Raw genomic sequence first — 23,272 nt, forward strand, 5'->3', positions numbered from 1 at the left:
AGCTCATCGCGCCGCAATGGCGAGGGCCTTAGCGCAAATTTGCGCACAAGGCCTCTGCAACACCTGCGTGTGACTTGCGGCAGCGGCGTGAGGGCGGTAGAGGACAAACAAGCAGATGAGGAAAACCTATGTCGATTGATGAAAGCACCGCCGCGCGGGTTGCAAAACTGGCCCGTATCAAAGTTGAACCTGAGGCGCTTCCGGCGTTGGCGCAGGAATTTAACACGATTCTTGGCTTCATTGAGCAATTGGGCGAAGTTGACATTGAAGGTGTGGAACCGATGACCTCGGTGACCCCACAAAACCTGAGACGCCGCGCAGATGTGGTTGCTGATGGTGATCAACAAGCTGCAATCCTCAAGAATGCGCCAGATGCGCGTGAAGGCTTCTTTGCTGTGCCGAAGGTGGTTGAATAATGACTGAATTAAACAAACTGGGCCTAGCAGAAGCGCGCGATGCGCTGCGCAAAGGCGACACAACCTCCAAAGAATTGACCGAGGCATGCCTGAAAGCGATCGAGGGCGCAGGCGCGCTCAATGCGTTTGTGCACCACACGCCAGAACTGGCAATGGAACGCGCAGCAGCAGCAGATGAACGCCTGAAGGGCAGTGATGAAGCGCCCGCCATGTGCGGCCTGCCCATCGGGATCAAAGACCTGTTCTGCACCAAAGGTGTGCCATCCCAAGCGGCCTCTCGCATTCTCGAAGGGTTCAAACCCGAATACGAATCTACTGTAAGCCAAAACCTGCAAGACGCAGGCGCGGTGATGTTGGGCAAGCTCAACATGGACGAATTCGCGATGGGTTCCTCCAACGAAACATCTGCCTATGGCAATGCGATTAACCCATGGCGTCGCGGTAACGAAGATACCGCACTCACGCCAGGTGGTTCATCTGGTGGGTCGGCGGCTGCGGTTGCGGCTGATCTGTGCCTTGCGGCAACGGGAACGGATACAGGCGGATCAATTCGCCAGCCGGCCGCATTTACGGGTACAGTAGGCATCAAACCAACATATGGCCGTTGCTCTCGCTGGGGTGTGGTCGCGTTTGCGTCTTCATTGGACCAAGCAGGACCAATGACCAAATCCGTGCGCGATGCGGCAATCATGCTGGAAGCGATGGCCAGCTTTGATCCAAAAGACAGCACAAGCGCTGATCTGGCCGTGCCAAACTTTGAAGCGGCCTTAACGGGTGATATTCGCGGCAAAAAGATTGGTATTCCAAAAGAATACCGCATGGACGGCATGCCTGACGAAATCGAAAAGCTGTGGGCGGATGGCACAGCCATGCTCAAAGACGCTGGCGCCGAGATCGTCGATATCTCGCTGCCACACACCAAATACGCGCTGCCAGCCTATTACGTGATCGCCCCAGCCGAGGCATCTTCCAACCTCGCGCGCTATGATGGTGTGCGTTATGGCCACCGCGCCAAACTGGACGCAGGCGATGGCATCACCGAGATGTATGAAAAAACCCGCGCCGAAGGTTTTGGCCCTGAGGTGCAGCGCCGTGTGATGATCGGGACCTATGTTTTGTCTGCAGGTTTTTATGATGCATATTACAACCGTGCGCGCCGCGTGCGGACGTTGATCAAGAAAGACTTTGACGACGTGTTTGCGGCGGGCATCGACTGTATCCTGACACCAGCAACGCCTTCAGCCGCCTTTGGCTTGGGCGAAATGACTGATGCAGACCCGATCAAGATGTACCTCAACGACGTCTTTACCGTGACAGTGAACCTTGCTGGTTTGCCGGGTATTGCGGTCCCGACCGGTACGAATAGCCAAGGTTTGCCAATGAGTTTGCAGCTGATCGGGCGTCCGTGGGAAGAAGGCGATCTGCTATCTTCCGCCTATGCGCTTGAGAAAGCGGCAGGTTTTGTAGCCAAACCACAAAAATGGTGGTAAACGGCGCCCAACGCGTAACAAGAATGCAGGCCTGTGAAATGATGAGTATCCGAATTGTGCTGGGTGCATGTGCCGTGGCCGCAGTGGCCGCGTGCCAACCTACGGTCCCTGAAGACACCCGTTTTGGCGTGGGGTTTGATCAAACTTTTGATGCGCAACGCGCTAACCGTGATGCTGCACTCGCCAATGGCACAGCTGTTGTTCCAACAGCGCCGGGTGTAAGCGCACAACCTTTACCACCTGCGGGTTCTGCTGCGGATACCGCAGCCCAAACCACAGCAATATTGGCGCAAACGGGCCTCCCTGCGGATGCAGAACGCCTTGCTGCTGCGGCCAATAATTCAGGCATCGCACCTGTTGAAGCCAGCCCGTCCAATCCGGCCCCTGCCGTGATCAACAGCGCAACTGGTATTAGCCAAGAAAATAGCTTTGATGCGGTTTCAGGCCAGCGCAGCATCGAAAGTGACGCCGCGCGGATTGCCGCTAACCGCGCCCAATACCAAGTGATCCAGCCGCAGGCATTGCCACAGCGTTCCGAAACAGGCCCCAATATTGTGGCCTACGCGCTGGGCAGCAGCCACGCTATCGGCACCAAGCTGTACAAGCGGAGCAAATTTAACGGCAAGAACAAGTACAGCCGCAATTGCGGTAAATACTCGCATTTGGATCAGGCCCAGTCTGATTTCTTAGCCGCTGGTGGTCCGCAAAAAGACCGTAACGGCATGGACCCTGATGGGGATGGATACGCTTGTACATGGGATCCAACAGTTTACCGTACTTTGGGTAACTAAGGCGGACCTGCGTGCTGCAGCGTCGGAATTCTCCTAATTGCGGACCGCGCAGGGACGGGCTAACGCCCGAACTGATCGTTATTCATTACACCGCCATGGAAAGCGCGCAGGCCGCGCTTGATCGTCTATGCGATCCCGAAGTCGAAGTGTCGGCGCATTATCTTATCGATGCGCAGGGGGTGGTGACGCAGATGGTTGAGGAAGCCGACCGTGCATGGCACGCAGGTGCTGGCGAATGGTGCGGCGTGGACGACATCAACTCACGCTCGATCGGCATAGAGCTTGATAATCGCGGCACTCATCCGTTTTCAGCGATGCAAATGGACGCACTCGAAGCTTTGTTGCGCGGGATCATGGACCGTTGGAGTATTACGCCCGAAGGCGTGATTGGCCATTCTGATATGGCACCGGGCCGAAAAAGCGATCCTGGTCCGTATTTTGACTGGGCGCGCCTTGAACGCCAAGGGCTTGCAGGCAAAGGCGGATGTGATGGCGGACCTCAAGACCCTAATCCCGATAGCTTCCGAAAGGTTGCGCAGCAGGCAGGGTATACTGCGGACGTCAACGATGAGGCTCTGCTTGCTGCTGTTCGGCTGCGCTACAGACCCAATGCAAGGGGCCCATTGGGTGCGCAGGACTACACACCATTAGGGCATGCCGCGCTCTGGACTTGACGGAGTGGGGTTCACCGCGATAGTCGGTGCCTTGCGCGGAAGGCTGGATGGCTGCTTCGTTGTCTTCGGGCAATGGGGAGGAAAGTCCGGACTCCAATAAGAAACGGTGCCGGGTAACGCCCGGGCGGGGCAACCCGACGGAAAGCGCCACAGAAAATAGACCGCCCTCGCGCCTGTGCTTGCGCAGACGTAGGGTAAGGGTGAAACGGTGGAGTAAGAGCCCACCGCGCTGCTGGTAACAGCGGCGGCATGGCAAGCCCCACTGGGAGCAACGCCAAATAGGGACCGCGTGCTGGGCAACTGGCGGAGCTTCTTATGCTCCAGCAGGTCCGGGTTGGCGGCTGTAGCTGTGTCGGTAACGGCATGGTCAGAGGAATGGTCATCTATGGGGTCTGCGCAAGCGTACCCCAAGACAAAATCCGGCTTATAGGCCTTCCGCGCAAATATCTGCCTCGAGGATCGAGTTTTCGCTCACTTCGAGGGGCTGACACGCAAAACGGGGTTGACTCGGGCGGGTGCGAAGGTAGAAGCCGATGAACAGAGATTACGCGCGCGCGCCGAATGGGCGTGCCGCAGCACAGGAGAATACAAAATGGCTAAGCCAACCACGATCAAGATCCGTCTTAACTCGTCCGCGGGCACAGGCCATTTCTACGTGACCAAAAAGAACGCGCGCACCATGACCGAAAAAATGGTTATGAAAAAATATGACCCCGTTGCGCGCAAGCACGTTGATTACAAAGAAGGTAAGATCAAGTAAGATCGCCTCTCTTTAGAGATTTAGAAAGCCGCGCATCACTGCGCGGCTTTTTGCGTTTGTGGGGCAGAGGGGGAGCGATGAAACGTATCATGATCGTAGGTGGCCCTGGTTCGGGGAAATCAACCATGGCACGCTGGGTTGGGGAGCAAACAGGCCTACCAGTACAGCACATGGATCACATCCATTGGATGCCAGACTGGATTGAGCGGCCTCGGGCTGATCGATTGGAAATGATCCGCTTGGTTGAAGAAAGTGAGCGTTGGATAATAGGGGGCGGTATCTCAGAGCGTTATGCAGAGCGGTTAGCACGTGCAGATTTTCTGGTGTGGTTGGACCTGCCTGTTTCTGTGCGCCTGTGGCGGGTTATCCAGCGCTCTTGGCGATATCGAGGGCAATCGCGTCCTGACCTCCCCGAAGGGTGCCCCGAAAAGCTTGATCGCGATACGCTGAATTTTTTGATTTGGATTTGGCAGAACAGAAACAGCTCCCGCCAGAAGATTGCCGATACAGTGCATCTGCATGACGGAGCAGCAGTAATTCACCACCTGCGCAGCGCAGGCGCAGTGCGCGCCTTTCAGAAGGCGTTTTCAGTGCTTTAGCGGTCCTGTGGCGGGATGTTGCGCAGCTTGCTCACAAAGGTGCTGACATCCGCTGTGGTCCACTTCATCTTTGCACGTTTGGTTCCTGCGGGGTGATGGCGCAGGCCAGTGCCGTCACGGTGCGCTTTTTGAGGCCGTATGGGACGGTGCACAAACCCACCACCACAGTTGGGGCAGATGTTGTGTAAAGCCGTCTCGACGCAGTCAGCGCAAAACGTGCACTCATAACTACAGATGCGGGCATCTGTGTTGTCTGGCGGCAAGTCGCGGTCACACATCTCACAGTTTGGTCTTAGCTCTAACATTTAGCTCTCCTACAAAAAAAGCCGCCCCCGAAGGAGCGGCTTTGATAACTTTTAGAGGTATTGCGCAGTTACTCGCGGTTACCGAACAGTTGCAGTAACATCATGAACATGTTGATGAAGTTCAGGTAAAGGCTCAGCGATCCCATGATGGCCGCTTTGCCCAACCATTCGCTATCACCATGCTGAGCATGTGCGATGTAGTCGGTCTTGATGCGCTGTGTGTCATAGGCCGTGAGGCCCGCGAAAATCAGTACACCGATTGCAGAGATTGCGAATGTAATCGCTGGGCTACCCAGAAAGATGTTGATGATTGATGCTGCGATCAGGCCAATAACACCCATGATGAGGAATGAACCCCAACCGGAGATGTCTTTTTTCGTGGCGTAGCCATAGATCGATAGTCCTGCAAAGGCGATCGATGTAATCAGAAAGACCTGAATGATCGATGCACCAGTGAAGACGAGGAAGATCGAGCTAATGGACAAGCCCATAACAAACGCAAATGCGTAAAACATCAGCTGCGCGGAAGCGGCTGAGATACGGTTGATCGCGGCACCAAAGCCAAACACAAATGCAAGCGGGGCTAACATCACAACCCATTTGAGCGGGGAAGCATAGAGCGCTTGACCCAAGCCCGTCAGATATTGACCTTCACGCAATGCCATAGTGGCCCCGGCTGGGTCGGATGTGACTGCAAGACCGGAAATGGCCCATGCTGCAGCAAATGTAATCAACATACCTACGGACATGGTGCCGTAGACTTTGCTCATGTGGGCACGCAGGCCTTCATCAATCGCGGCTGTGCGACTACCGGCACTGGTCCGGATTGTATTCACGTCTGCCATTTAAAACTCCTAAAACTGGGCCGCGCAAATATTTTACGCAGAGACACGACTAATATCGGGTCAGAAGGTCTGTTTTTCAAGGTTTTTCGGTAGAGATTTAGCTACAGATTAACACTTCCATGCTGCTGGGGTGTCCCAGATCGGCCGCGCAGCCTCGGCTTGTGCGTCGGCATGGCCTAACCCGACATCGTTAAGCTGTGCATCAGACAGTACGGCAAGGGCGCGGCGACTGCGCCATAGTGCGATTGCCGCCCGCAAGGACAGACGGGGACGACGGGATTGGTGAACTGAGTGAGAGAGGGCGATACGCATTTTGAAACTCCAATTTCTGTGATGTGTTTTCGTTATTCATTTCAATGCTTGATATATGGAGTGCTTTCATTCATCATGGAAATGAATGTTATTGATGCAACGTATTTGAATTGGTGATGTATGAGGAATCTTGATATAGCGACGCTGCGGGCGTTGGTGGCTGTGGCCGATGCAGGGGGGGTTACCCGCGCGGCGGGGTTCTTGAATCTCACACAATCTGCGGTCTCCATGCAGTTAAAGAGACTCGAAGAACTGCTGGATGTGCAGCTGCTTGATCGTAGCGGCCGCGGGATCGCGTTTACCGCCAGCGGGGACCATTTGTTAAGCTATGCGCGCCGGATGGTTGCAATGAATGATGAGGCGGTTCTGCGCCTGACCGCGCAAGAACCTGAAGGCACGCTGCGTCTTGGGGTGCCTCATGATATTGTCTATCCTGCGATTCCGCAGGTGCTTAAGCAGTTCAACGCGGTGTTCCCTTCTATTCGCATTTTGCTCGAAGCGTCGCACACGCGGACACTTAAGAGCATGTTCGCAAAAGGCGAGTGTGATGTGATTCTCACCACGGAAACCACACTGGAGGCGGGTGGTGTAACATTGGCCGAACGTCCGCTGCATTGGATTGGTGCTGCTGGGGGGGCTGCATGGCGACAACGCCCGCTGAGCATTGCATATGGACGGCTATGTACCTTTCGCCCGCATGTGGTTGCTGCCTTGGACGAGGCGGGGATCCAATGGCAGATGTTGCTAGAGACGGATAATGACAGTGCAATTCACGCTACAGTCAGTGCCGACCTTGCCGTTCACACGGCGATTGAAGGCACAGAACCGCAGCAATTTGCGCGCATTAAACATGATGGTGCCCTGCCAGAGCTGCCTGTCCAATTGATCAATCTATATCAAGCCGACGGAAAGCGATCTGAGCCTGTTTCTAAACTGGTTGAATTGTTGGGAAAGAGCATGCGGGCAAAGTAAGTGTTAACTTTTCTACGGGTAAACAGTGCAGGAATTTGGGCAGGCTGCATGCGTCAGCATTCTAGTCGACATAAGTGGGATGCGACTTTTGCGCTCGACACTGGCGAAAAGTTTATGGTTAACTGAGCGTTAGTGAGTGCTGCTTTTCCCGCTGTGCAATGTTTTTGGCGCAAAGGGGAAGCAGAAGTTAAAGAGTTAGGGAGTTGATATGGTACATATCGTAGACGCCCATGTGGGAAGACGGATACGCCAACGGCGTTGGATGATCGACATGACGCAACAAGTGCTTGCCGATAGTGTGGGCATCAGGTTTCAACAGATTCAAAAATACGAAACAGGCGCAAACCGTGTCAGCGCCTCGCGTTTGTGGGACATCGCCAACACGATGGATGTTCCGGTTGGTTTCTTTTTTCATGGTGTTTTAAGAAATGGGGATGAACGAGAAAATCCGTCTATCGATCTGTTGGCTGAGAAAGAGGCCGTGGAGTTGGTGGATACTTACCATGCAATGCCCAAAAGTCAGCGGCAGCGCCTTATGGATCTTGCACGTGCCCTTACGGCGGTTAACTGACGTTTCGGCGGGGTTTCGCGGAAAATGCTGTGCTTGGCGTACCTTTTGATTTCGAATGCTTGCAAGATTGTCATTTGAGTGAGACGACAGTCGCATGAAAAATGATCCAATACTGACCGCAGAATTAACCAAAGTTGCCCATCTGATGGCGGATGCCGCTGGTGAGGTGATATTGCCGTATTTTCGAAGTGCCGATCTAGGTGCGGACAATAAGCTGGAAGGCGGATATGACCCCGTTACTGTGGCTGACCGCGCAGGGGAGGCCGCAATGCGCGCAGTTTTGGCTGAGCATCGCCCGAATGACGCCATTCTCGGCGAAGAACTTGGCACCAAAGCAGGCACCACAGGGCTGACATGGGTGCTTGACCCGATTGATGGCACGCGCGGGTTTGTTTCTGGGACCCCGACATGGGGTGTGCTGATCGCCGTCGGCGGCGAAGACGGGCCATTTCTGGGCATTGTCGATCAGCCCTATATTGGTGAGCGTTTTATCGGGACGCCCGAAGGAGCAGTGCTGATCCGTGGCGATGAACAACGGTCCATCCAAACCCGTGCGGCGCGCCCGTTGTCAGAGGCGACGGTTTTCACAACCTTCCCTGAAGTGGGGAGTAAAGAAGAAGGGGCTGCGTTTCATGCGGTTGCCCAAAAGGCGCTACTGACGCGCTATGGAATGGATTGTTACGCTTATGCGCTTGTGGCCTCAGGGCAGGTTGATCTGGTGATCGAGGCAAGCTTGCAGGCCTATGACATCCAGGGTCCGTTGGCCTTGATCCAAGCGGCAGGGGGAATTGTCACTGACTGGAATGGTGGCCCTGCACACAACGGAGGCAGGGCACTTGCCGCTGCCAATCCCGAAATCCACGCCGAAGCATTAACCATTCTGCGCGCGCAGTTCCCCTCGTGAGTGTTACGCTCCTAAAGGGCGCTGGCACCATTCTCACCATGGATGACGCGCGGCGGGAACTGAGCAATCAAGATATCCTAATCCGCAACGGCGTGATCGCTGAAATCGGCAGCGATTTACCGGTGCCTGAGGGTGCTAAAGTTGTGCAGGCGCAAGGGTGTCTTGTGACCCCCGGTTTGGTCAACACACATCACCACCTCTATCAAAGCCTGACACGCGCGGTGCCGGGCGGGCAGGATGCACTGCTGTTTGGGTGGTTGCGCACGCTTTATCCGATCTGGCAGCGGTTTACGCCTGAACACATGCATGTCTCGGCTCAGGTTGGGTTGGCTGAATTGGCGTTGTCCGGCTGTAGCCTGAGTTCGGATCACTTATACCTCTACCCCAACGGTTCTCGGCTTGAGGATACGATCCACGCAGCCTCAGAAATTGGCCTGCGGTTTCATCCCACGCGCGGCGCAATGAGCATCGGCGAAAGCAAAGGGGGCCTGCCGCCAGACTCGTTGGTTGAAGATGAAGCGGCGATCCTCGCGGATTGTATTCGTGTAATTGACGCGTTCCACGACCCTTCCGAGGGCTCAATGTGCCGGGTTGGCATCGCGCCGTGCTCGCCGTTTTCCGTCAGTACGGACTTGATGCGTGAGGCGGCACTGTTGGCGCGGGACAAGGGCGTGATGTTGCACACGCATTTGGCTGAAAACGATGAAGACATCGCCTATTCCCTTGAGACCTTTGGGTGTCGCCCCGGCCAATACGCCGAGGATTTGGGATGGGTTGGACCAGACGTGTGGCACGCGCATTGCGTTAAGCTGGACCCCTCCGAGATCGCATTGTTTGCGGCAACGGGCACGGGCGTGGCCCATTGCCCCTGTTCAAATTGCCGCCTTGGCAGTGGCGTCGCGCCTTTGCGCGCTATGCGCGACGCTGGCGTGCCTGTCGGGCTTGGGGTTGATGGCTCGGCCAGCAATGACGCGGGAAATCTGGTAGCCGAAGCGCGTCAGGCGATGTTGCTGCAGCGTGTGACGTTGGGCGCGGACGCCATGAGCGCGCGCGAGGCATTGGAAATCGCAACGCGCGGAGGTGCGGATGTTTTGGGGCGGCCTGATTGTGGTCGTTTGGCCGTGGGGAAACGGGCTGACATTGCCATCTGGGACATGTCGGGTGTTGAGGCTGCTGGCTCGTGGGACCATGCCGCGCTGTTGTTGGCTGGGCCAACAACTGTACGCGATTTGTTTGTTGAGGGCCGTGAAGTAGTACGAAACGGTAAGGTTATTACGGTAGACATGCCGGCGTTACTTGGACGCCAACAGCAGATGGCATTGAGACTGAAGGAGAAGCTATGAGTCGGATCGCAATGGGAATAGCGCTATGTTTTACATTGTCAGCCTGTAGTTCAGGGGGATCAACCCCGCCCACCCAACAAGCCGTGACAAATAGCGGCCCTGTTTCAGGTAACTCGGCTGGTGCACAGATTAACGCAATTCGCGCGCGCGCTAGTTTGTCAGGTCTCACACGTAACACAACACTGGATTCGGCGGCCCGCGCCCATGCAAGTGACATGGCAAGAAACAATTTCTTTGCCCACGAAGGAAGTGATGGTTCTTCGAGCAGTAAGCGGGTGACACGTGCAGGGTATCGATGGTGTACTGTGGGTGAAAACATCAGCGTAGGATATTCATCCCGCGCATCCAGCATTGAATCGTGGCGGACATCGCCAGGTCACTACAGAAACATCGTTTCCAACAGAGCTAAAGAATATGGCATAGCGAATGTTGGAAAGTACTGGGTGATGCTGGTCGCTGCCAAGAAGTGTTAATCTAAATGTGAACCGCAGTAGTTATGCGGTGACACATGCGCCAGCGATCCATGTCGCTCGAACCGCGCGATCATCTCCTAGCATCACGGTCGCAAACACATCCTCCCAAACAGAACCAGACCTGTTTGCACGCTGAGCAATTGCTTGGGTGGAATTCAAGTCTAGGATTGCTATATCTGCGTAATTTCCTGCTGTTAGGCTGCCGATCTCATGATCCAGATGCAAGCTGCGAGCAGAGCCAGCAGTGGCCAGCCACATCAACTGGGCTGCGTGCAGGGCGTGACCATGGTGTTGCGCTGCCTCATAGGCTGCGGCCATTGTACGCAACATTGAAAAAGACGACCCCCCACCTGTATCCGTTGCCAACCCCAGCGGGATGCCGCGTTTGGCCAATTCCGGTAGGTTCAACGCGCCTGATCCGATAAAGGCATTGGACGTCGGGCAGTGTATGACGCGGCCTTGCATTTCGGCCAGCCGATCAATCTCGCGCGGGGTCAGGTGGATGGAGTGACCGTACAGGCCGCGATCTCCCAATAGCCCGTGTTCTTCATAGGTATCCAGATAGTCACGTGCTTGAGGGTAAAGGGACTTCACCCATTCAATCTCGTCGGGTTGCTCACTTAGGTGGGTTTGCATCAGGCAGGTGGGATTTTCCGCCCAAAGCGCGCCAAGGGCTGATAGCTGCTCGGGTGTTGAGGTGGGCGAAAACCGCGGGGTAATGGCGTAATGTGCACGCCCTGTGCCATGCCAACGCTCAATCAGCGCCTTGCTGTCATCATAAGCGGATTGCGCAGTGTCGCGCAGATCATCTGGTGCATTGCGGTCCATACAGGTCTTGCCTGTAACTACCGATTGCCCGCGCGCCTGCGCCGCCTCAAATAGCGCATCAACGCTGTGAGGGTGAATTGTTGCGAAGGACGCGATCGTTGTCGTGCCATTGGCCGCCGTCAGATCGAGGTAGCGCGCGGCGATGTCTTGGGCGTAAGTCAGATCATCAAAACGCGCTTCCTCGGGGAAGGTGTAGGTGTTGAGCCAGTCAATCAGCTGCTTGCCCCAGCTCGCGATCATCGCCGTTTGGGGGTAGTGAGAATGCGCGTCTACAAACCCGGGACAGATCAGATCACTGCCATAAGAAACCACTTTGGCCTGCGGGTGCGCGGCCTTTAGTATCTCGGCCTTGCCCACGGCGACAATGCGTTGGCCTTCAACCAGCACCGCCCCAACAGAATCGATGTGAATGCAATCTTCCCATGCTTGCGCAAAGGGATCACCGCTAAAGGTCAGGATTTGGCCGGTCAGGAGGGTTTGTGTGTTCATAAGGTTGAGTTGTATCCATTTTCTGCGCGCAATCAATGGCTGGGACACACTGATTTAAGATCACCACACCCTGCACCATTGTGGTCTTTGCGACGCCTCCGTATGTTGCCTCAACGCTCTTTTGGAGGCCCCTATGTCAGATCAAATCACTGAGACCGATCTAGCCCGAGAAAACTCCGAGCCAGAGGCATATATCCTAAGCAAACGTGACGTTGCAGCGATTTTATATGCTGTAGAAATCGATGACCGCGAAAAACTGATCGAGCTGATGGAGCCGCTTCACGCGGCAGACATCGCTGACCTTTTGGAACAGGTCAACGCCTTTGAGCGCACAAAGCTGATCCGCCTTTATGGCCACGAATTTGACGGCGAAATTCTGTCCGAACTTGACGATTCCATTCGCGACGAAGTCATCGGTATCCTTACGCCTCAGGTGTTGCAGGAAGCCATGCGCGAGCTGGACAGCGATGATGTGGTCGACATCATCGAAGACCTGCAGGGCGAGCAACAAGAGAGCATTCTAGACGCGCTGGACGACAGTGATCGCGCCGCGGTCGAGCAAGCCCTTACATATCCAGAATATTCCGCCGGACGTTTGATGCAACGCGAAGTGGTCATGGCTCCCCAGCATTGGACAGTGGGCGCCGCGATTGACCATCTGCGCGCAACCCCCGAAGATGAGCTGCCAGATCAATTTTACCACATCATCATCGTTGACGCGCGTTTGCATCCGGTTGGCAATGTGACCTTGGGCAAGCTGATGCGCTCAAAACGCGACACGCCGCTGAGTGGGCTGTTAGAGGAAACGTTCCAGATTATTCCCGCCCTGCGCGATGAAGGGGATGTGGCCTATGCGTTTAACCAATATCACCTGATATCTGCGCCGGTTGTGGACGAAGATGGACGCCTGATTGGTGTGATCACCATTGATGACGCGATGGCGGTCTTGGACGAGGAACACGAAGAAGACATCATGCGTCTTGCTGGTGTAGGCGAGGGGTCACTGTCGGACCGCGTCATCGAGACAACTAAACAGCGCCTGCCGTGGCTCGCCGTGAATCTTGTCACCGCGATCGCAGCCTCAGTTGTTATTTCCCAATTCGAAGTCGCGTTGGCGCAGATTGTCGCCTTGGCCGTGTTGATGCCAATCGTCGCCTCGATGGGCGGCAACGCGGGAACCCAAAGCCTGACAGTTGCGGTGCGCGCGCTTGCTACCAAAGATCTCACCGGATCAAACGTGTGGCGGGTTATTCGGCGTGAATGTCTGGTAGGTCTGATTAACGGCACGATCTTTGCGATTGTGATGGGGATCGTTGGTGTGATCTGGTTTGGCTCACTGGCGCTGGGCGGCGTGATTGCAGTTGCGATGGTGATCAATATGATTGTTGCAGGGTTTGCAGGCACAGGCGTGCCGATTGTACTAGAGCGTATGGGGATTGATCCCGCGCTTGCGTCGGGGGCGTTTGTGACAACGGTCACGGATGTTGTTGGATTTTTTGCCTTTCTGGGCCTTGCTGCGATGGTGTTGTTATGAATTTAGCAGATGTAAAAACGGCAGCACGCAAAGCGGCATTTACACGGCGCAAACCGTTGTTTGAAAACGCAAACGCGGCCCAAGCTGGCTATTTAAGTGAGGTTCTAGCTGGGCATCGCGGCGTTTCAGTTTCAGGCTTTATGCCGATCCGAACTGAAATTGACCCACGCCCGGCCATGAGTGAGGCCTCCGCGTATGGCGATGTTGGCGTCCCTGTGATCCAAGCCGCACACACCCCCCTCAGATTTGCGCGCTGGACGCCAGATGCAAATATGGTCGCGGGGCAGTTTGGCGCGTCTGTGCCTGCCGAGTTAAACTATTTTGAACCAGAAATCCTGATTGTGCCGTTGCTGGCGTTTGATAGAAAAGGCGGGCGATTGGGCTATGGCGGCGGGTTTTATGACCGGACACTAGAATTGCTACGGGCAAAGCGTGGCACAATGGCGATTGGATTTGCTTTTGCAGGCCAGGAAGTAGATCAAGTTGCGCTTGAACCTACCGATCAACCGCTTGATCTGATTGTGACAGAGGCCGGTGTCATCGAAATTGGCTGACGCGTTTGGCGTTAATGTGTTGTTGCGTGGTGACGGCTGAATGCCCTGATGCTTGAAAACTGTGCGCGACGTCGCGTGTCCTCTTGCCACCGGAGGGGGCGAGGCCTATCGCTGACATATGAAAATACTCTTTCTTGGTGATGTAATGGGCCGCGCTGGGCGCCGCGCCATTACCGAAAATCTGGCCCGCTTGCGGACTGAATGGAAACTCGATTTCGTTGTTGTGAATGGCGAAAATGCGACCTCTGGCATGGGCTTGTCGGGCTCGCACGCAAAAGACCTTCTGGATGCGGGGGCTGATTGCCTGACGCTGGGGGATCACGCGTTTGACCAAAAGGATATGTTGTCCTTTATCGAGCAAGAGCCGCGCATCATTCGCCCGCTTAATTTTTCCAAAAACGCACCGGGCAAGGGCGCACGTTTGTTCAAGACCCGCACTGGCAAACAGGTGCTTGTGACCCAAGCCTTGGGCCAAGTGTTTATGAAACGTCCCTTTGATGATCCGTTTTCTGCGCTGGATACTGTGCTGAAAACCCACCCGTTGGGTGGGCTGGCGAATGCGATCATTGTGGATATTCACTGCGAAGCGACCTCGGAAAAGATGGCCATGGGCCATTGGTGTGACGGGCGTGCCTCGTTGGTTGTGGGCACGCATACCCATGTCCCTACATCTGATGCGATGATTTTGCCTGCTGGCACGGCCTATCTTTCGGATGCTGGCATGAGCGGTGATTATAACTCAGTCATCGGGATGGAAAAAACCGAACCCCTTCGCCGCTTTATCACGGGGATGCCAAAGGAACGCTTTACCCCTGCTGCGGGTGATGCGACCCTTTCAGGCGTCTATGTTGAAACTGACGACAAGACAGGCCGCGCCACCCGTATTGTTCCAATTCGCCAAGGCGGAAAGTTGCAGCAGAGCGCGCCGTGAATGACAGTACGCTGAACCGCCGCGAGGTGCTGTGGTTTAGCCTATTCCTTGTGCTGTTGGGCGCTGGCTGGGGGGCAACCCAGCCCCTTAGCAAGATTGCTGTCAGCACAGGATACGGCCATTACGGGCTGGTGTTTTGGCAGCAGCTAATCGGTGTCGCGCTGATGGTTCTGGTCTGTGCAATGCGCCGCACGCCGCTGCGGCGTGATGCCGGTGCGCTTAAGGCCTATCTGGTGATTGCGCTGATCGGCACGGTTTTGCCCAGCACATTAGCCTATCAAGCAGCTGTTCATTTGCCTGCCGGGGTCATGTCTCTGCTGATTAGCATTTTGCCGATGTTTGCCTTTGTGATTGCATTGCTTGTTGGGAATGATCGCTTTGCATGGCGTCGCATGATTGGGCTGTGTTTCGGGCTTGTCGGTGTTCTGATTATCGTTGCCCCTTCTGTCGATTTGGGTGAAGCCGTGCCATTACGCTGGGCCGGAGTGTACCTGCTGGTAGCATTGTTCTACGCGTTTGAGGGTAATTACGTGTCGCGCTGGGGTGTTGCGGGGCTTGATCCTTTTCAGCTGATGCTAGGCGCGTCATTGATTGGTTTGTGCATTGTGACGCCGCTAATGCTGGTTAGTGGCCAGACGATAACGCCTCAATGGCCGTTGCCCACGGCCCAAGCAGCTATGCTGGCGTCTTCTGTAATTCATGTTTTGGTCTATGCGACCTACGTCTGGTTGGTTGGGCGGGCTGGGGCCGTTTTTGCAGTACAAGTCAGCTATATGGTGACGGGCTTTGGCCTGTTCTGGGCATGGCTAATTTTAGATGAGGCATTCTCGAACATGATCTGGTTGGCTTTGGTGGCTATGTTTGCAGGTATGTATCTGGTACAGCCCCGTCCCAAAGCAATGCTTGCTGCTGATCTTGTGATCGGCGACAACTAAGGCATCAACAGGGGCTGGCCCATTTATATGTTTGAACTTTCCCAATTTTCGCAGGCGATGCTTTCCCTCACGGTTGTAGCGGTGATGTTTATCCTGTTCCTGAGGGAAACACTGCCGACCGAAGTCGTCGCGTTGGCCGGGGCTGCATCTTTGTTGGCGATGGGGTTATTGCCCTACGAGGACGCGCGGATTGTGCTGTCCAACTCTGCGCCGTGGACCATTGCGGCGATGTTTATCGTGATGGGCGCGCTGGTGCGCACGGGTTCGCTTGCGGTGCTGACGCAAATTGCAGAAAAATACGCGCGCACTAATCCCAAATTAGCTGTGATCGGCGTGATCCTATCGGTGATGGGCGCCTCTGCTATTATGAACAATACGCCTGTTGTAGTGGTGATGATCCCTGTTGTTGTGCAACTAAGCAAGACGCTGGGCACCAAAGCATCCAAGCTGCTGATCCCGCTTAGTTATGCAGCAATCATGGGTGGATCACTAACCTTGATCGGAACCTCCACAAATTTGCTGGTTGACGGTGTTGCCCGCTCTCAGGGGATGGAGCCGTTTGGCATTTTTGAAATACTGCCCATCGGAATGGTCGTTTGTACGTGGGGGTTAATCTATATGGCCACCATCGGGCGGCGTCTGTTGCCCGAGCGCGATAGCATGGCGGGGATGCTATCAGATCGCTCAAAGATGAAGTTCTTTTCCGAGGCTGTGATCCCCCCTGAAAGCAACCTAATTGGGCGCGAAGTGCTGGATGTTAAGCTGTTCAAACGCGAAGGCGTGCGTTTGATTGATGTAGTGCGCGGCGATGCCTCACTGCGTCGTAACCTCAAAGAGGTCGTGCTGCAAACGGGTGACCGTGTGGTGCTGCGTACGCAGATGGCCGAGCTGCTGAGCCTGCAAACAACGCCGGAACTTAAACGCGTTGATCAAGTGTCCGCGGTTGAGACAAACACCGTTGAGGTCCTGATTACACCGGGATGCAAGATGATCGGCCGCAGCCTTGGTGCGTTGCGACTGCGTCGTCGTTACGGCGTTTATCCATTGGCGGTACACCGCAGAAACCAGAACATCGGCCGCCAGCTCGACGATCTGGTTGTGCGCGTGGGCGACACGCTGCTGCTTGAGGGCGCTTCTGAAGACATTCACCGTCTGGCTGTTGATATGGACATGGTCGATGTCAGCACACCGTCCCAGCGTGCCTATCGCCGTGGACACGCCCCGATCGCCATCGCAGCTTTGGCAGCAATTGTTGTGTTGGCCGCCCTGAATGTTGCGCCAATTTTGATGCTGGCCGTGATCGCGGTAGCCGTTGTTCTAGTGACAGGCTGCATTGACGCGGATGAGGCCTTTTCGTTCATTGATGGCCGTTTGCTGGCGCTGATTTTCTCGATGCTTTGTGTAGGCGCGGCGCTGCAACACACGGGCGCAGTCCAGTTGATTGTCGATGCAATCTCTCCGAGTTTGGTGGGGCTGCCACCCGCAGCAGTAATATTCTTTGTGTTCTTGATGACCACAATCTTTACTGAGATAGTATCAAACAACGCGGTGGCGGTCATTATGACACCCATTGCGATATCGCTGGCGGATGCGCTGGGCATGGACGCGCGCGCATTGGTTGTGGCGGTGATGATTGCGGCGTCTTGCGCGTTTGCAACGCCGATTGGTTATCAGACCAACACGTTGGTCTATGGGCCGGGTGGATACAAATTCACTGACTTTATGCGCGTTGGTATTCCACTAAATCTGTCAATGTCGCTGATCGCCAGCGCGGTTATTCCACTAATCTGGTAACGGCGCTTTAGGCTCTTTTATACTTGGTAAATCGGCTAATCCACTCGCGGCTGGTTTCATCCGCTAAACGTGCTGTAGGGATTTTAGTATCTTGCGCCGCTTGAGCAGGGCACCCAAGGCCCTGCAACACCTGCGATAAAACATCGCGAGGGTTAGCAGCCAACGCACGATAGGTTATCGTCAACGGAACGATGTTCTGTGCGTCAAACCATGCCCGCCATGCAGCATCCGCCGCTAGGAATTCGACGTGCCTTGCTTCTATGGCCTCTGCGTCAAACACGGGTGCGTTATGGGGGGCAAGGCGTTCGATCTCGCGTCCGTCAGGCGCTTGGTGCCAAAGGCCGCTCTGCTTGGCTTTTACAAATGAAACGGCCTGCTCAATCTTGTCTTCTCGTGTCAGGTGGATGTAGCGCACTGTGCCAAATTCAGCTTGCAATCGCGCGGCGTCAGTGGCGTGTTTTAGGTGTAGTGCCTCTAGCTGTTTGCAGAAGAACGCAAAACTGTGACGCTGTAGGCGTAAGCCAAACAAGGCCCCAGATCCTTGGCCCAGAGCTTTGACCTTATCCATAATCGCGGGCAGGGGTGTTGTTTTAGGCATCCCAACGCCAGTAGCCCAATCGGCAACGGATGCTTGATGAAAGTAGGATGCCGGCACACCTGCCACGCCGCTGTTCTGAAGCAGTTTGCAAAGTAACGTACTGCCGCTGCGCGGGCTGGTGCAGATGATATAGCTGTTAAATTTCGCCATACCTGTCGACCTTACAAGGGCCAGAAAAACAAAATCGCAGGGATCGATACAGTGACCACAATGATCTCTAGCGGTAGCCCCATGCGCCAGTAATCTCCAAATCCATAGCCGCCAGGACCAAGGATCAGCGTGTTGTTCTTATGCCCAATCGGGGTGAGGAATGCGGATGACGCAGCAATGGCAACGGCCATCAAAAAGGGATCGGGGTTTACCTCAAGAGTTTGCGCCATTTGGATACCAACAGGCGCGGCGACAATGGTGGTGGCGGTGTTGTTCAAAACATCCGACAGGGTCATCGTCACAATCATCAGAACGGTTAGAACTGCCCACGCGGGCATGCCTTCGGTCAGATTTATCAGTGATCCCGCGATCAACTCGGTTCCGCCGGATTTTTGCAATGCGGCCCCCAGTGGGATCATGGATCCCAGCAAAACGACAACGGGCCACTCAATATGTGTGTAAAGCTCGGAGAGGGGGACAATCTTGGCCAGAACATAGGCGACCACAACGATGCCCAAAGCGACTGGCAGATAGATCAACCCTAGTGATGCCGCGACAACCGCACCTGCAAACAGGCCTATGGCCAACCACACTTTGCTGTTTTCGGTCACGGCCAAACCACGATCAGCCAGCGGTAGGACGCCCAGCCATTCTGTCACGTCATGGCCTGTGTCACGCGGCACCAGCAGCAGCAAAATATCCCCTGCTTCCAGTTGAGTTTTGCGCAACTGCGACGTGATCTTGCGTCCTCGCCGCGAAATGCCCAGCAACACTGTGCGTTGACGCCACGCCAGCCCGACCGCTTGGGCGGTGCGACCTGCAAGGCGGCTTTCGGCGGTGATCACAACTTCGATGATTTCAACGCCGTCGCCATCCGCACGCAGGCGCTCTTCGCGCGCGCTATCAGCCACAGATAGATCAAGGGTTGAGCGGAACTCATCCAAGGCTTCGGGCGTTGCCTCAAGGACAAGCGCATCACCAGCGCGCAGTTCGGTATTTTGGGCGCGGCCATAGCGGCGTTTGCCATCGCGCATCAGGCCAATGATGGTGACATCCGCTTTGTCGGCGGTCTCTTCCAATTCGGAAACACGTTTGCCGATGTGTTTACTGTCTTCGGGCACAACCAGCTCGGCGATATAGGCGGCTAGGTCTTCTTCACTGATCCCGCCGTCATCGCGCGCCGGAATCATCCGCCAGCCCACCAGAGCCACAAACGCGAGACCAGCAATCGCTGCGACACCGCCAACAGGGGCGAAATCAAACATCTTGAACGGCGCACCAAGGCTCTCTTCGCGGATTGCGGCGATAATTATGTTGGGCGGGGTGCCAATAAGGGTCACCATGCCGCCAAGGATGGTCGCAAAACTAAGGGGCATCAGCGACAGACCGGGTGAGCGACCTGCTTTGCGTGCGGTTTGGATGTCCACGGGCATCAATAGCGCCAGCGCGGCCACGTTATTCATAAACGCCGAAAGGATGCCGCCAACGGCCCCCATCAATGTGATATGCGCCCCAAGGGAGCGCGACGAATCCACTAATGTCCGTGTGATCAGCAAAACTGCGCCGGATCGAACCAGCCCTGCAGAAACCACCAAAACAAGCGCCACAACCAGTGTGGCGGGGTGCCCGAACCCGTCAAAGGCGTCTTTGCTGTCGACAACCCCCAGCACAACACCCGCCATAAGGGCTGAAAAAGCTACAATATCATAGCGAAAGCGGCCCCAAAGGAGGAGGCCGAACACGGCGCCGAAAAGGGCGAATAGGGTGATTTGATCTTGGGTCATGCGTGCACTTTGTTGCAGACTGCGAGGCAGGACAAGGGGAGATTGCGCCTAAAAGAGCCCCTTGTACCACCGCAGGGAAGGGTGGCGCCTCGCCTGTATGGCCTCAAATCGGGCGCTCTGATGCAAACTGTCGGACCAGAGATGAGAGGTGAGCCTTGCGGCCTGTACTGCCCCTGCCGTATAAGCGCGCGTGATACAGTAATTCTCAGACGGAGACGATCCATGGCAGGCCACTCGAAATGGGCAAACATCCAACACCGCAAAGGGCGTCAGGACAAGCTGCGCTCTAAGATGTTCTCGAAGTTCTCCAAGGAGATCACCGTAGCCGCCAAAATGGGCGACCCGGATGTAGATAAAAACCCGCGCCTGCGTTTGGCGGTAAAAGAAGCCAAGCAAGCGTCGATGCCTAAAGACAACATTGATCGCGCGATCAAAAAGGCCGTAGGCGGTGAAGCGGAAGATTACGAAGAAATCCGCTATGAAGGCTACGGCACCAGTGGTGTTGCGGTCATCGTTGAGACAATGACAGACAATCGCAACCGCACTGCATCTACTGTGCGCTCTACGTTTACCAAATACGGCGGCAATCTGGGCGAGACAGGCAGCGTCGGCTTTATGTTCGATCGCAAGGGCGAGGTCATGTATCCAGCCAGTGTGGGCGATGCAGACACCGTGATGATGGCCGCGATTGAAGCGGGCGCAGAAGATGTAGACAGCTCGGAAGATGGTCACGTGATCTATTGCGCCGACACGGACCTGAATGATGTTTCCACCGCTCTTGAGGCTGAACTGGGCGAAAGTGACAGCACCAAACTGATCTGGCGCCCAACCACAACCACCGAGATGGACCTAGAGGGCATGCAAAAGCTGATGAAGCTGATTGACGCGCTTGAGGATGACGACGACGTCCAGCGCGTAACGGCTAACTTTGAAGCCTCTGACGAGGTGATGGAAGCGCTTGAGTAACTCTGGTTTCACAGGTTGATAGATTTAGGAACGCCGCTGCATTGATTTGCAGCGGCGTTTTGCATTCATAATTACTAGATCGAATTGGGCAGCGGGCAAATAAAAAGCCGCCCAATGGGCGGCTTGGATCGCACGTCAAAGCGTAGCGTTTATTAGGTTGCTTGGCCCATCGAGCGCAGCAACCCCCAGAAACCAACTGGATTGTGGCATCGGGTCGCACGAAGTGGTTCTCTTTGGCTTGTGATATTGGCCAGCAAACGTTTTACTTCGTTCAGCCGCTTAACAGCACCATGGCCGCCAGCGCTTGCCTGCATGCGCAGAATTTTGGTCTGGGTCTCAAGCGCACTTGCGATGAGTTCCAGTTCTTCGGGGCTGATTTCCAGCTTCTGTGTATCTTCAGTCATCTGCTTTTCCTTCATCAGTGTTTGGCAGATAGGGATTCATTTGGTCGTACGCTAGAGGTAACTGTTCAGTTTCCTGTGAATGAGCGAAGTATTTCTGTAACATGGTTTTCTTTGGGCAAGATGTTGAAACTTTTACGGAAGTCTTTGGATGTTTTGTTACTCAAGTAGATACATGGGGGAATGCTCACAGGCAAAACGCATTGCTGTGAGAACCGCGTGAGGAGGCTTCTCGTCTCGACATCCTTTTAACTGAGCAATACTTATGGGCTTCCAGATTTGCATGCGGCTAGGACGTTTCAAACTATGCTATCCTCATTTGTTCCCGGCTTTTTGTTGAGCTTGTCCTTGATCCTCGCGATCGGCGCGCAGAACGCGTTTGTCTTGCGCCAAGGATTACGTCGTGAACATGTGTTTTGGGTCTGCCTGACCTGTGGCGTGTCAGATGCGTTACTGATCGCTGCGGGCGTGGCTGGCTTTGGTGCACTGGCTGAAAATGTGCCGTGGTTTGAACCCGTGATGAGATACGGCGGCGCGGCGTTTTTGGTTGTTTATGGGTGGCGCAATGCGCTCAGTGCGTGGCGAGGCGGGGAGGTGTTGCAAACCGAAGGGCGCGTGCCCGCAACCCTGAGCAAGACGCTCATGATGTTGCTGGCTCTGACGTTCCTTAATCCACATGTTTATCTGGATACGTTGGTGTTGCTTGGCACTATTTCGGCGCAATATGAAAACCGTCTTGCGTTTGGTGCCGGTGCGGTGCTGGCAAGCCTTTCATTCTTCTTTGCGCTTGGGTACGGCGCACGTCTGCTAGAGCCGATATTCGCCAAACCGCTAAGCTGGCGTGTATTAGATGCTATAATTGCCCTGACCATGTGGTTGATTGCAGCGTCACTTCTTCTCCACTAAGCCCTTGCGCTGGTTGAGCGATTGCGTTCAAGTCGCGCTATGACAACCCAAAATCCCCAGCGCCCGATCGTCGGCATCTTTTGGATGTTGGTGACGGGCATGTGCTTTATCCTTGTAACTGCATTGGTGAAAACCATGGGGCCGCGTTTGCCACCCGGTGAGGCGGCATTCTTGCGGTATGCATTTGGCTTGGTGTTCTTGATTCCATCCTTTGGAGCATTGCGGTCAGCCCATTTGACGCGTCGGCAATGGGGTCTTTTTTCGCTGCGCGGCTTTTGCCATGCGGGTGGCGTGATTTTGTGGTTCTTTGCGATGGTGCGCATTCCCATCGCTGAAGTGACGGCCATGGGCTACCTTGCGCCGATCTACGTTACCATTGGTGCTGCGCTGTTCTTGGGTGAGCGGCTGGCTTTCCGGCGGATCGTGGCGGTTGGTTTAGGTCTTTTAGGGGCGGCGATCATCTTGCGTCCAGGTTTTCGCGAAGTGAGCAGCGGCCATATGGCAATGCTGCTGGCGGCAGTTGTTTTTGCAGGCAGTTATCTGGTCGCCAAAGTGATGGCAGATGAGGTGAAACCAAGTGTTGTTGTCGCGATGTTGTCGATCTTTGTGACCATCGGTTTGGCACCTTTTGCTGCTGCTGATTGGATCACTCCAAACGCCAGAGAACTGATGTTTCTTGCTGGCGTGGCCGTATTTGCGACGGCTGGACACTATACAATGACATTGGCTTTTGCCGCGGCCCCCGTCACCGTAACGCAGCCTGTGACTTTCCTTCAACTGATTTGGGCGACCTTGTTAGGCGTGATCTGGTTCGCGGAACCCGTTGATATCTGGGTGGTTTTGGGCGGTGTGGTTATTTTGGGGTCGGTTGCGTTTATTACGTGGCGCGAGGCGATGCTAAAGCGCAGGGTGACGCCGGATGCACCTGAGACCAAAGGTTGATTTTT

Annotated in this window: 26 protein-coding genes and 1 other RNA gene; 20 read left to right on the plus strand and 7 right to left on the minus strand. The window is 55.1% G+C overall.

Features of this window, described 5'->3' with window-relative positions:
* Positions 1-128 precede the first annotated feature (128 nt).
* From gatC to V7775_RS06800, 7 genes are all read left to right on the plus strand, one after another.
* Complete coding sequence (gene gatC, locus V7775_RS06770; RefSeq protein ID WP_335751126.1) at positions 129-416, plus strand: Asp-tRNA(Asn)/Glu-tRNA(Gln) amidotransferase subunit GatC; 288 nt, start codon at positions 129-131, stop codon at positions 414-416.
* Positions 416-1,906: an Asp-tRNA(Asn)/Glu-tRNA(Gln) amidotransferase subunit GatA gene (gene gatA / locus V7775_RS06775; RefSeq protein WP_335751127.1), complete on the plus strand. Its 1,491-nt coding sequence runs from the start codon at positions 416-418 to the stop codon at positions 1,904-1,906. The genes gatC and gatA overlap by 1 nt, the downstream gene beginning before the upstream one ends.
* Positions 1,907-1,944: 38 nt before the next feature.
* On the plus strand, positions 1,945-2,697 hold the full coding sequence (locus V7775_RS06780; protein WP_335751128.1) for a hypothetical protein: 753 nt from the start codon (positions 1,945-1,947) through the stop codon (positions 2,695-2,697).
* An 11-nt stretch (positions 2,698-2,708) separates the two neighbouring features.
* On the plus strand, positions 2,709-3,371 hold the full coding sequence (locus tag V7775_RS06785; RefSeq protein ID WP_335751129.1) for an N-acetylmuramoyl-L-alanine amidase: 663 nt from the start codon (positions 2,709-2,711) through the stop codon (positions 3,369-3,371).
* A gap of 35 nt (positions 3,372-3,406) precedes the next feature.
* An RNA gene (gene rnpB, locus V7775_RS06790) (RNase P RNA component class A) lies at positions 3,407-3,814 on the plus strand.
* Positions 3,815-3,963: 149 nt separating this feature from the next.
* The gene (gene rpmG, locus V7775_RS06795; protein WP_184563578.1) at positions 3,964-4,131 is read left to right on the plus strand and encodes a 50S ribosomal protein L33; all 168 of its coding nucleotides are present in this window, start codon (positions 3,964-3,966) and stop codon (positions 4,129-4,131) included.
* 77 nt (positions 4,132-4,208) lie between these two features.
* Positions 4,209-4,730 carry an AAA family ATPase gene (locus V7775_RS06800; RefSeq protein WP_335751130.1) on the plus strand — a complete coding sequence of 174 codons (522 nt, stop codon included), beginning with the start codon at positions 4,209-4,211 and terminating at the stop codon, positions 4,728-4,730.
* Here the strand turns inward: V7775_RS06800 and V7775_RS06805 are convergent.
* The 3 genes from V7775_RS06805 to V7775_RS06815 form a co-directional block, all read right to left on the minus strand.
* Positions 4,727-5,035: a DUF1272 domain-containing protein gene (locus V7775_RS06805; protein WP_335751131.1), complete on the minus strand. Its 309-nt coding sequence runs from the start codon at positions 5,033-5,035 to the stop codon at positions 4,727-4,729. The genes V7775_RS06800 and V7775_RS06805 overlap by 4 nt on opposite strands.
* Positions 5,036-5,103: 68 nt before the next feature.
* Complete coding sequence (locus tag V7775_RS06810) at positions 5,104-5,880, minus strand: Bax inhibitor-1/YccA family protein (protein ID WP_335751132.1); 777 nt, start codon at positions 5,878-5,880, stop codon at positions 5,104-5,106.
* Positions 5,881-5,988: 108 nt separating this feature from the next.
* The gene (locus tag V7775_RS06815) at positions 5,989-6,192 is read right to left on the minus strand and encodes a DUF1127 domain-containing protein (protein ID WP_335751133.1); all 204 of its coding nucleotides are present in this window, start codon (positions 6,190-6,192) and stop codon (positions 5,989-5,991) included.
* A 120-nt stretch (positions 6,193-6,312) separates the two neighbouring features.
* On the opposite strand from V7775_RS06815, the gene V7775_RS06820 reads away from it, so the two are divergent.
* The 5 genes from V7775_RS06820 (at position 6,313) to V7775_RS06840 (ending at position 10,455) form a co-directional block, all read left to right on the plus strand.
* Entirely contained in the window at positions 6,313-7,164 is an 852-nt protein-coding gene (locus V7775_RS06820) for a LysR family transcriptional regulator (RefSeq protein WP_335751134.1), read from the plus strand.
* 208 nt (positions 7,165-7,372) lie between these two features.
* Positions 7,373-7,735 (plus strand): helix-turn-helix domain-containing protein, encoded by a 363-nt coding sequence (locus V7775_RS06825; RefSeq protein WP_335751135.1) that lies wholly within the window; start codon positions 7,373-7,375, stop codon positions 7,733-7,735.
* A gap of 94 nt (positions 7,736-7,829) precedes the next feature.
* Positions 7,830-8,639: a histidinol-phosphatase gene (gene hisN / locus V7775_RS06830; protein ID WP_335751136.1), complete on the plus strand. Its 810-nt coding sequence runs from the start codon at positions 7,830-7,832 to the stop codon at positions 8,637-8,639.
* Between the two features lie 38 nt (positions 8,640-8,677).
* Entirely contained in the window at positions 8,678-9,982 is a 1,305-nt protein-coding gene (locus V7775_RS06835; RefSeq protein ID WP_443070104.1) for an 8-oxoguanine deaminase, read from the plus strand.
* Positions 9,979-10,455 carry a CAP domain-containing protein gene (locus V7775_RS06840; RefSeq protein WP_335751138.1) on the plus strand — a complete coding sequence of 159 codons (477 nt, stop codon included), beginning with the start codon at positions 9,979-9,981 and terminating at the stop codon, positions 10,453-10,455. The genes V7775_RS06835 and V7775_RS06840 overlap by 4 nt, the downstream gene beginning before the upstream one ends.
* Before the next feature lie 21 nt (positions 10,456-10,476).
* Here the strand turns inward: V7775_RS06840 and guaD are convergent, their stop codons facing one another.
* Positions 10,477-11,772, minus strand: coding sequence for a guanine deaminase (gene guaD, locus V7775_RS06845; protein ID WP_335751139.1), 1,296 nt, complete (start codon positions 11,770-11,772; stop codon positions 10,477-10,479).
* A 133-nt stretch (positions 11,773-11,905) separates the two neighbouring features.
* Here guaD and mgtE point away from each other — a divergent pair, with 133 nt between their 5' ends.
* The 5 genes from mgtE (at position 11,906) to V7775_RS06870 (ending at position 17,520) form a co-directional block, all read left to right on the plus strand.
* Positions 11,906-13,306 (plus strand): magnesium transporter, encoded by a 1,401-nt coding sequence (mgtE, locus tag V7775_RS06850; RefSeq protein ID WP_335751140.1) that lies wholly within the window; start codon positions 11,906-11,908, stop codon positions 13,304-13,306.
* Positions 13,303-13,860 (plus strand): 5-formyltetrahydrofolate cyclo-ligase, encoded by a 558-nt coding sequence (locus V7775_RS06855; protein ID WP_335751141.1) that lies wholly within the window; start codon positions 13,303-13,305, stop codon positions 13,858-13,860. Before mgtE ends, V7775_RS06855 begins: the two co-directional genes overlap by 4 nt.
* 118 nt (positions 13,861-13,978) lie before the next feature.
* Positions 13,979-14,791 carry a TIGR00282 family metallophosphoesterase gene (locus V7775_RS06860; protein ID WP_335751142.1) on the plus strand — a complete coding sequence of 271 codons (813 nt, stop codon included), beginning with the start codon at positions 13,979-13,981 and terminating at the stop codon, positions 14,789-14,791.
* Entirely contained in the window at positions 14,788-15,726 is a 939-nt protein-coding gene (locus V7775_RS06865; protein ID WP_335751143.1) for a DMT family transporter, read from the plus strand. The genes V7775_RS06860 and V7775_RS06865 overlap by 4 nt, the downstream gene beginning before the upstream one ends.
* Before the next feature lie 27 nt (positions 15,727-15,753).
* Entirely contained in the window at positions 15,754-17,520 is a 1,767-nt protein-coding gene (locus V7775_RS06870) for an SLC13 family permease (RefSeq protein WP_335751144.1), read from the plus strand.
* 7 nt (positions 17,521-17,527) lie between these two features.
* Here the strand turns inward: V7775_RS06870 and V7775_RS06875 are convergent, their stop codons facing one another.
* Together V7775_RS06875 and V7775_RS06880 are read right to left on the minus strand one after the other, a co-directional pair.
* Complete coding sequence (locus tag V7775_RS06875) at positions 17,528-18,268, minus strand: Stf0 family sulfotransferase (RefSeq protein WP_335751145.1); 741 nt, start codon at positions 18,266-18,268, stop codon at positions 17,528-17,530.
* An 11-nt stretch (positions 18,269-18,279) separates the two neighbouring features.
* Positions 18,280-20,052: an SLC13 family permease gene (locus V7775_RS06880; RefSeq protein ID WP_335751146.1), complete on the minus strand. Its 1,773-nt coding sequence runs from the start codon at positions 20,050-20,052 to the stop codon at positions 18,280-18,282.
* 222 nt (positions 20,053-20,274) lie between these two features.
* On the opposite strand from V7775_RS06880, the gene V7775_RS06885 reads away from it, so the two are divergent.
* Positions 20,275-21,018, plus strand: coding sequence for a YebC/PmpR family DNA-binding transcriptional regulator (locus V7775_RS06885; RefSeq protein WP_335751147.1), 744 nt, complete (start codon positions 20,275-20,277; stop codon positions 21,016-21,018).
* A gap of 152 nt (positions 21,019-21,170) precedes the next feature.
* On the opposite strand, the gene V7775_RS06890 is transcribed toward V7775_RS06885, so the two are convergent.
* Positions 21,171-21,422: a hypothetical protein gene (locus V7775_RS06890; protein ID WP_335751148.1), complete on the minus strand. Its 252-nt coding sequence runs from the start codon at positions 21,420-21,422 to the stop codon at positions 21,171-21,173.
* Between the two features lie 303 nt (positions 21,423-21,725).
* Between V7775_RS06890 and V7775_RS06895 the strand changes: the two genes are divergently transcribed.
* Both V7775_RS06895 and V7775_RS06900 read left to right on the plus strand, forming a co-directional pair.
* Complete coding sequence (locus V7775_RS06895) at positions 21,726-22,325, plus strand: LysE/ArgO family amino acid transporter (protein WP_335751149.1); 600 nt, start codon at positions 21,726-21,728, stop codon at positions 22,323-22,325.
* Positions 22,326-22,364: 39 nt separating this feature from the next.
* A complete protein-coding gene (locus V7775_RS06900; RefSeq protein ID WP_335751150.1) occupies positions 22,365-23,267 on the plus strand; it encodes a DMT family transporter in 903 nt (300 codons plus the stop codon).
* Positions 23,268-23,272 lie beyond the last annotated feature (5 nt).

Source organism: Sulfitobacter sp. (genome assembly GCF_036960155.1).
In the GTDB taxonomy this organism is placed as follows: domain Bacteria; phylum Pseudomonadota; class Alphaproteobacteria; order Rhodobacterales; family Rhodobacteraceae; genus Sulfitobacter.

What these genes read in the sequence shown, in the direction of transcription:
- gatC (WP_335751126.1), top strand. Translation starts at nt 129, where the DNA reads ATGTCGATTGATGAAAGCACCGCCGCGCGGGTTGCAAAACTGGCCCGT.
- gatA (WP_335751127.1), top strand. Translation starts at nt 416, where the DNA reads ATGACTGAATTAAACAAACTGGGCCTAGCAGAAGCGCGCGATGCGCTG.
- V7775_RS06780 (WP_335751128.1), top strand. Translation starts at nt 1,945, where the DNA reads ATGATGAGTATCCGAATTGTGCTGGGTGCATGTGCCGTGGCCGCAGTG.
- rpmG (WP_184563578.1), top strand. Translation starts at nt 3,964, where the DNA reads ATGGCTAAGCCAACCACGATCAAGATCCGTCTTAACTCGTCCGCGGGC.
- V7775_RS06800 (WP_335751130.1), top strand. Translation starts at nt 4,209, where the DNA reads ATGAAACGTATCATGATCGTAGGTGGCCCTGGTTCGGGGAAATCAACC.
- V7775_RS06805 (WP_335751131.1), bottom strand. Translation starts at nt 5,035, where the DNA reads ATGTTAGAGCTAAGACCAAACTGTGAGATGTGTGACCGCGACTTGCCG.
- V7775_RS06810 (WP_335751132.1), bottom strand. Translation starts at nt 5,880, where the DNA reads ATGGCAGACGTGAATACAATCCGGACCAGTGCCGGTAGTCGCACAGCC.
- V7775_RS06815 (WP_335751133.1), bottom strand. Translation starts at nt 6,192, where the DNA reads ATGCGTATCGCCCTCTCTCACTCAGTTCACCAATCCCGTCGTCCCCGT.
- V7775_RS06820 (WP_335751134.1), top strand. Translation starts at nt 6,313, where the DNA reads ATGAGGAATCTTGATATAGCGACGCTGCGGGCGTTGGTGGCTGTGGCC.
- V7775_RS06825 (WP_335751135.1), top strand. Translation starts at nt 7,373, where the DNA reads ATGGTACATATCGTAGACGCCCATGTGGGAAGACGGATACGCCAACGG.
- hisN (WP_335751136.1), top strand. Translation starts at nt 7,830, where the DNA reads ATGAAAAATGATCCAATACTGACCGCAGAATTAACCAAAGTTGCCCAT.
- V7775_RS06835 (WP_443070104.1), top strand. Translation starts at nt 8,678, where the DNA reads ATGGATGACGCGCGGCGGGAACTGAGCAATCAAGATATCCTAATCCGC.
- V7775_RS06840 (WP_335751138.1), top strand. Translation starts at nt 9,979, where the DNA reads ATGAGTCGGATCGCAATGGGAATAGCGCTATGTTTTACATTGTCAGCC.
- guaD (WP_335751139.1), bottom strand. Translation starts at nt 11,772, where the DNA reads ATGAACACACAAACCCTCCTGACCGGCCAAATCCTGACCTTTAGCGGT.
- mgtE (WP_335751140.1), top strand. Translation starts at nt 11,906, where the DNA reads ATGTCAGATCAAATCACTGAGACCGATCTAGCCCGAGAAAACTCCGAG.
- V7775_RS06855 (WP_335751141.1), top strand. Translation starts at nt 13,303, where the DNA reads ATGAATTTAGCAGATGTAAAAACGGCAGCACGCAAAGCGGCATTTACA.
- V7775_RS06860 (WP_335751142.1), top strand. Translation starts at nt 13,979, where the DNA reads ATGAAAATACTCTTTCTTGGTGATGTAATGGGCCGCGCTGGGCGCCGC.
- V7775_RS06870 (WP_335751144.1), top strand. Translation starts at nt 15,754, where the DNA reads ATGTTTGAACTTTCCCAATTTTCGCAGGCGATGCTTTCCCTCACGGTT.
- V7775_RS06875 (WP_335751145.1), bottom strand. Translation starts at nt 18,268, where the DNA reads ATGGCGAAATTTAACAGCTATATCATCTGCACCAGCCCGCGCAGCGGC.
- V7775_RS06880 (WP_335751146.1), bottom strand. Translation starts at nt 20,052, where the DNA reads ATGACCCAAGATCAAATCACCCTATTCGCCCTTTTCGGCGCCGTGTTC.
- V7775_RS06885 (WP_335751147.1), top strand. Translation starts at nt 20,275, where the DNA reads ATGGCAGGCCACTCGAAATGGGCAAACATCCAACACCGCAAAGGGCGT.
- V7775_RS06890 (WP_335751148.1), bottom strand. Translation starts at nt 21,422, where the DNA reads ATGACTGAAGATACACAGAAGCTGGAAATCAGCCCCGAAGAACTGGAA.
- V7775_RS06895 (WP_335751149.1), top strand. Translation starts at nt 21,726, where the DNA reads ATGCTATCCTCATTTGTTCCCGGCTTTTTGTTGAGCTTGTCCTTGATC.
- V7775_RS06900 (WP_335751150.1), top strand. Translation starts at nt 22,365, where the DNA reads ATGACAACCCAAAATCCCCAGCGCCCGATCGTCGGCATCTTTTGGATG.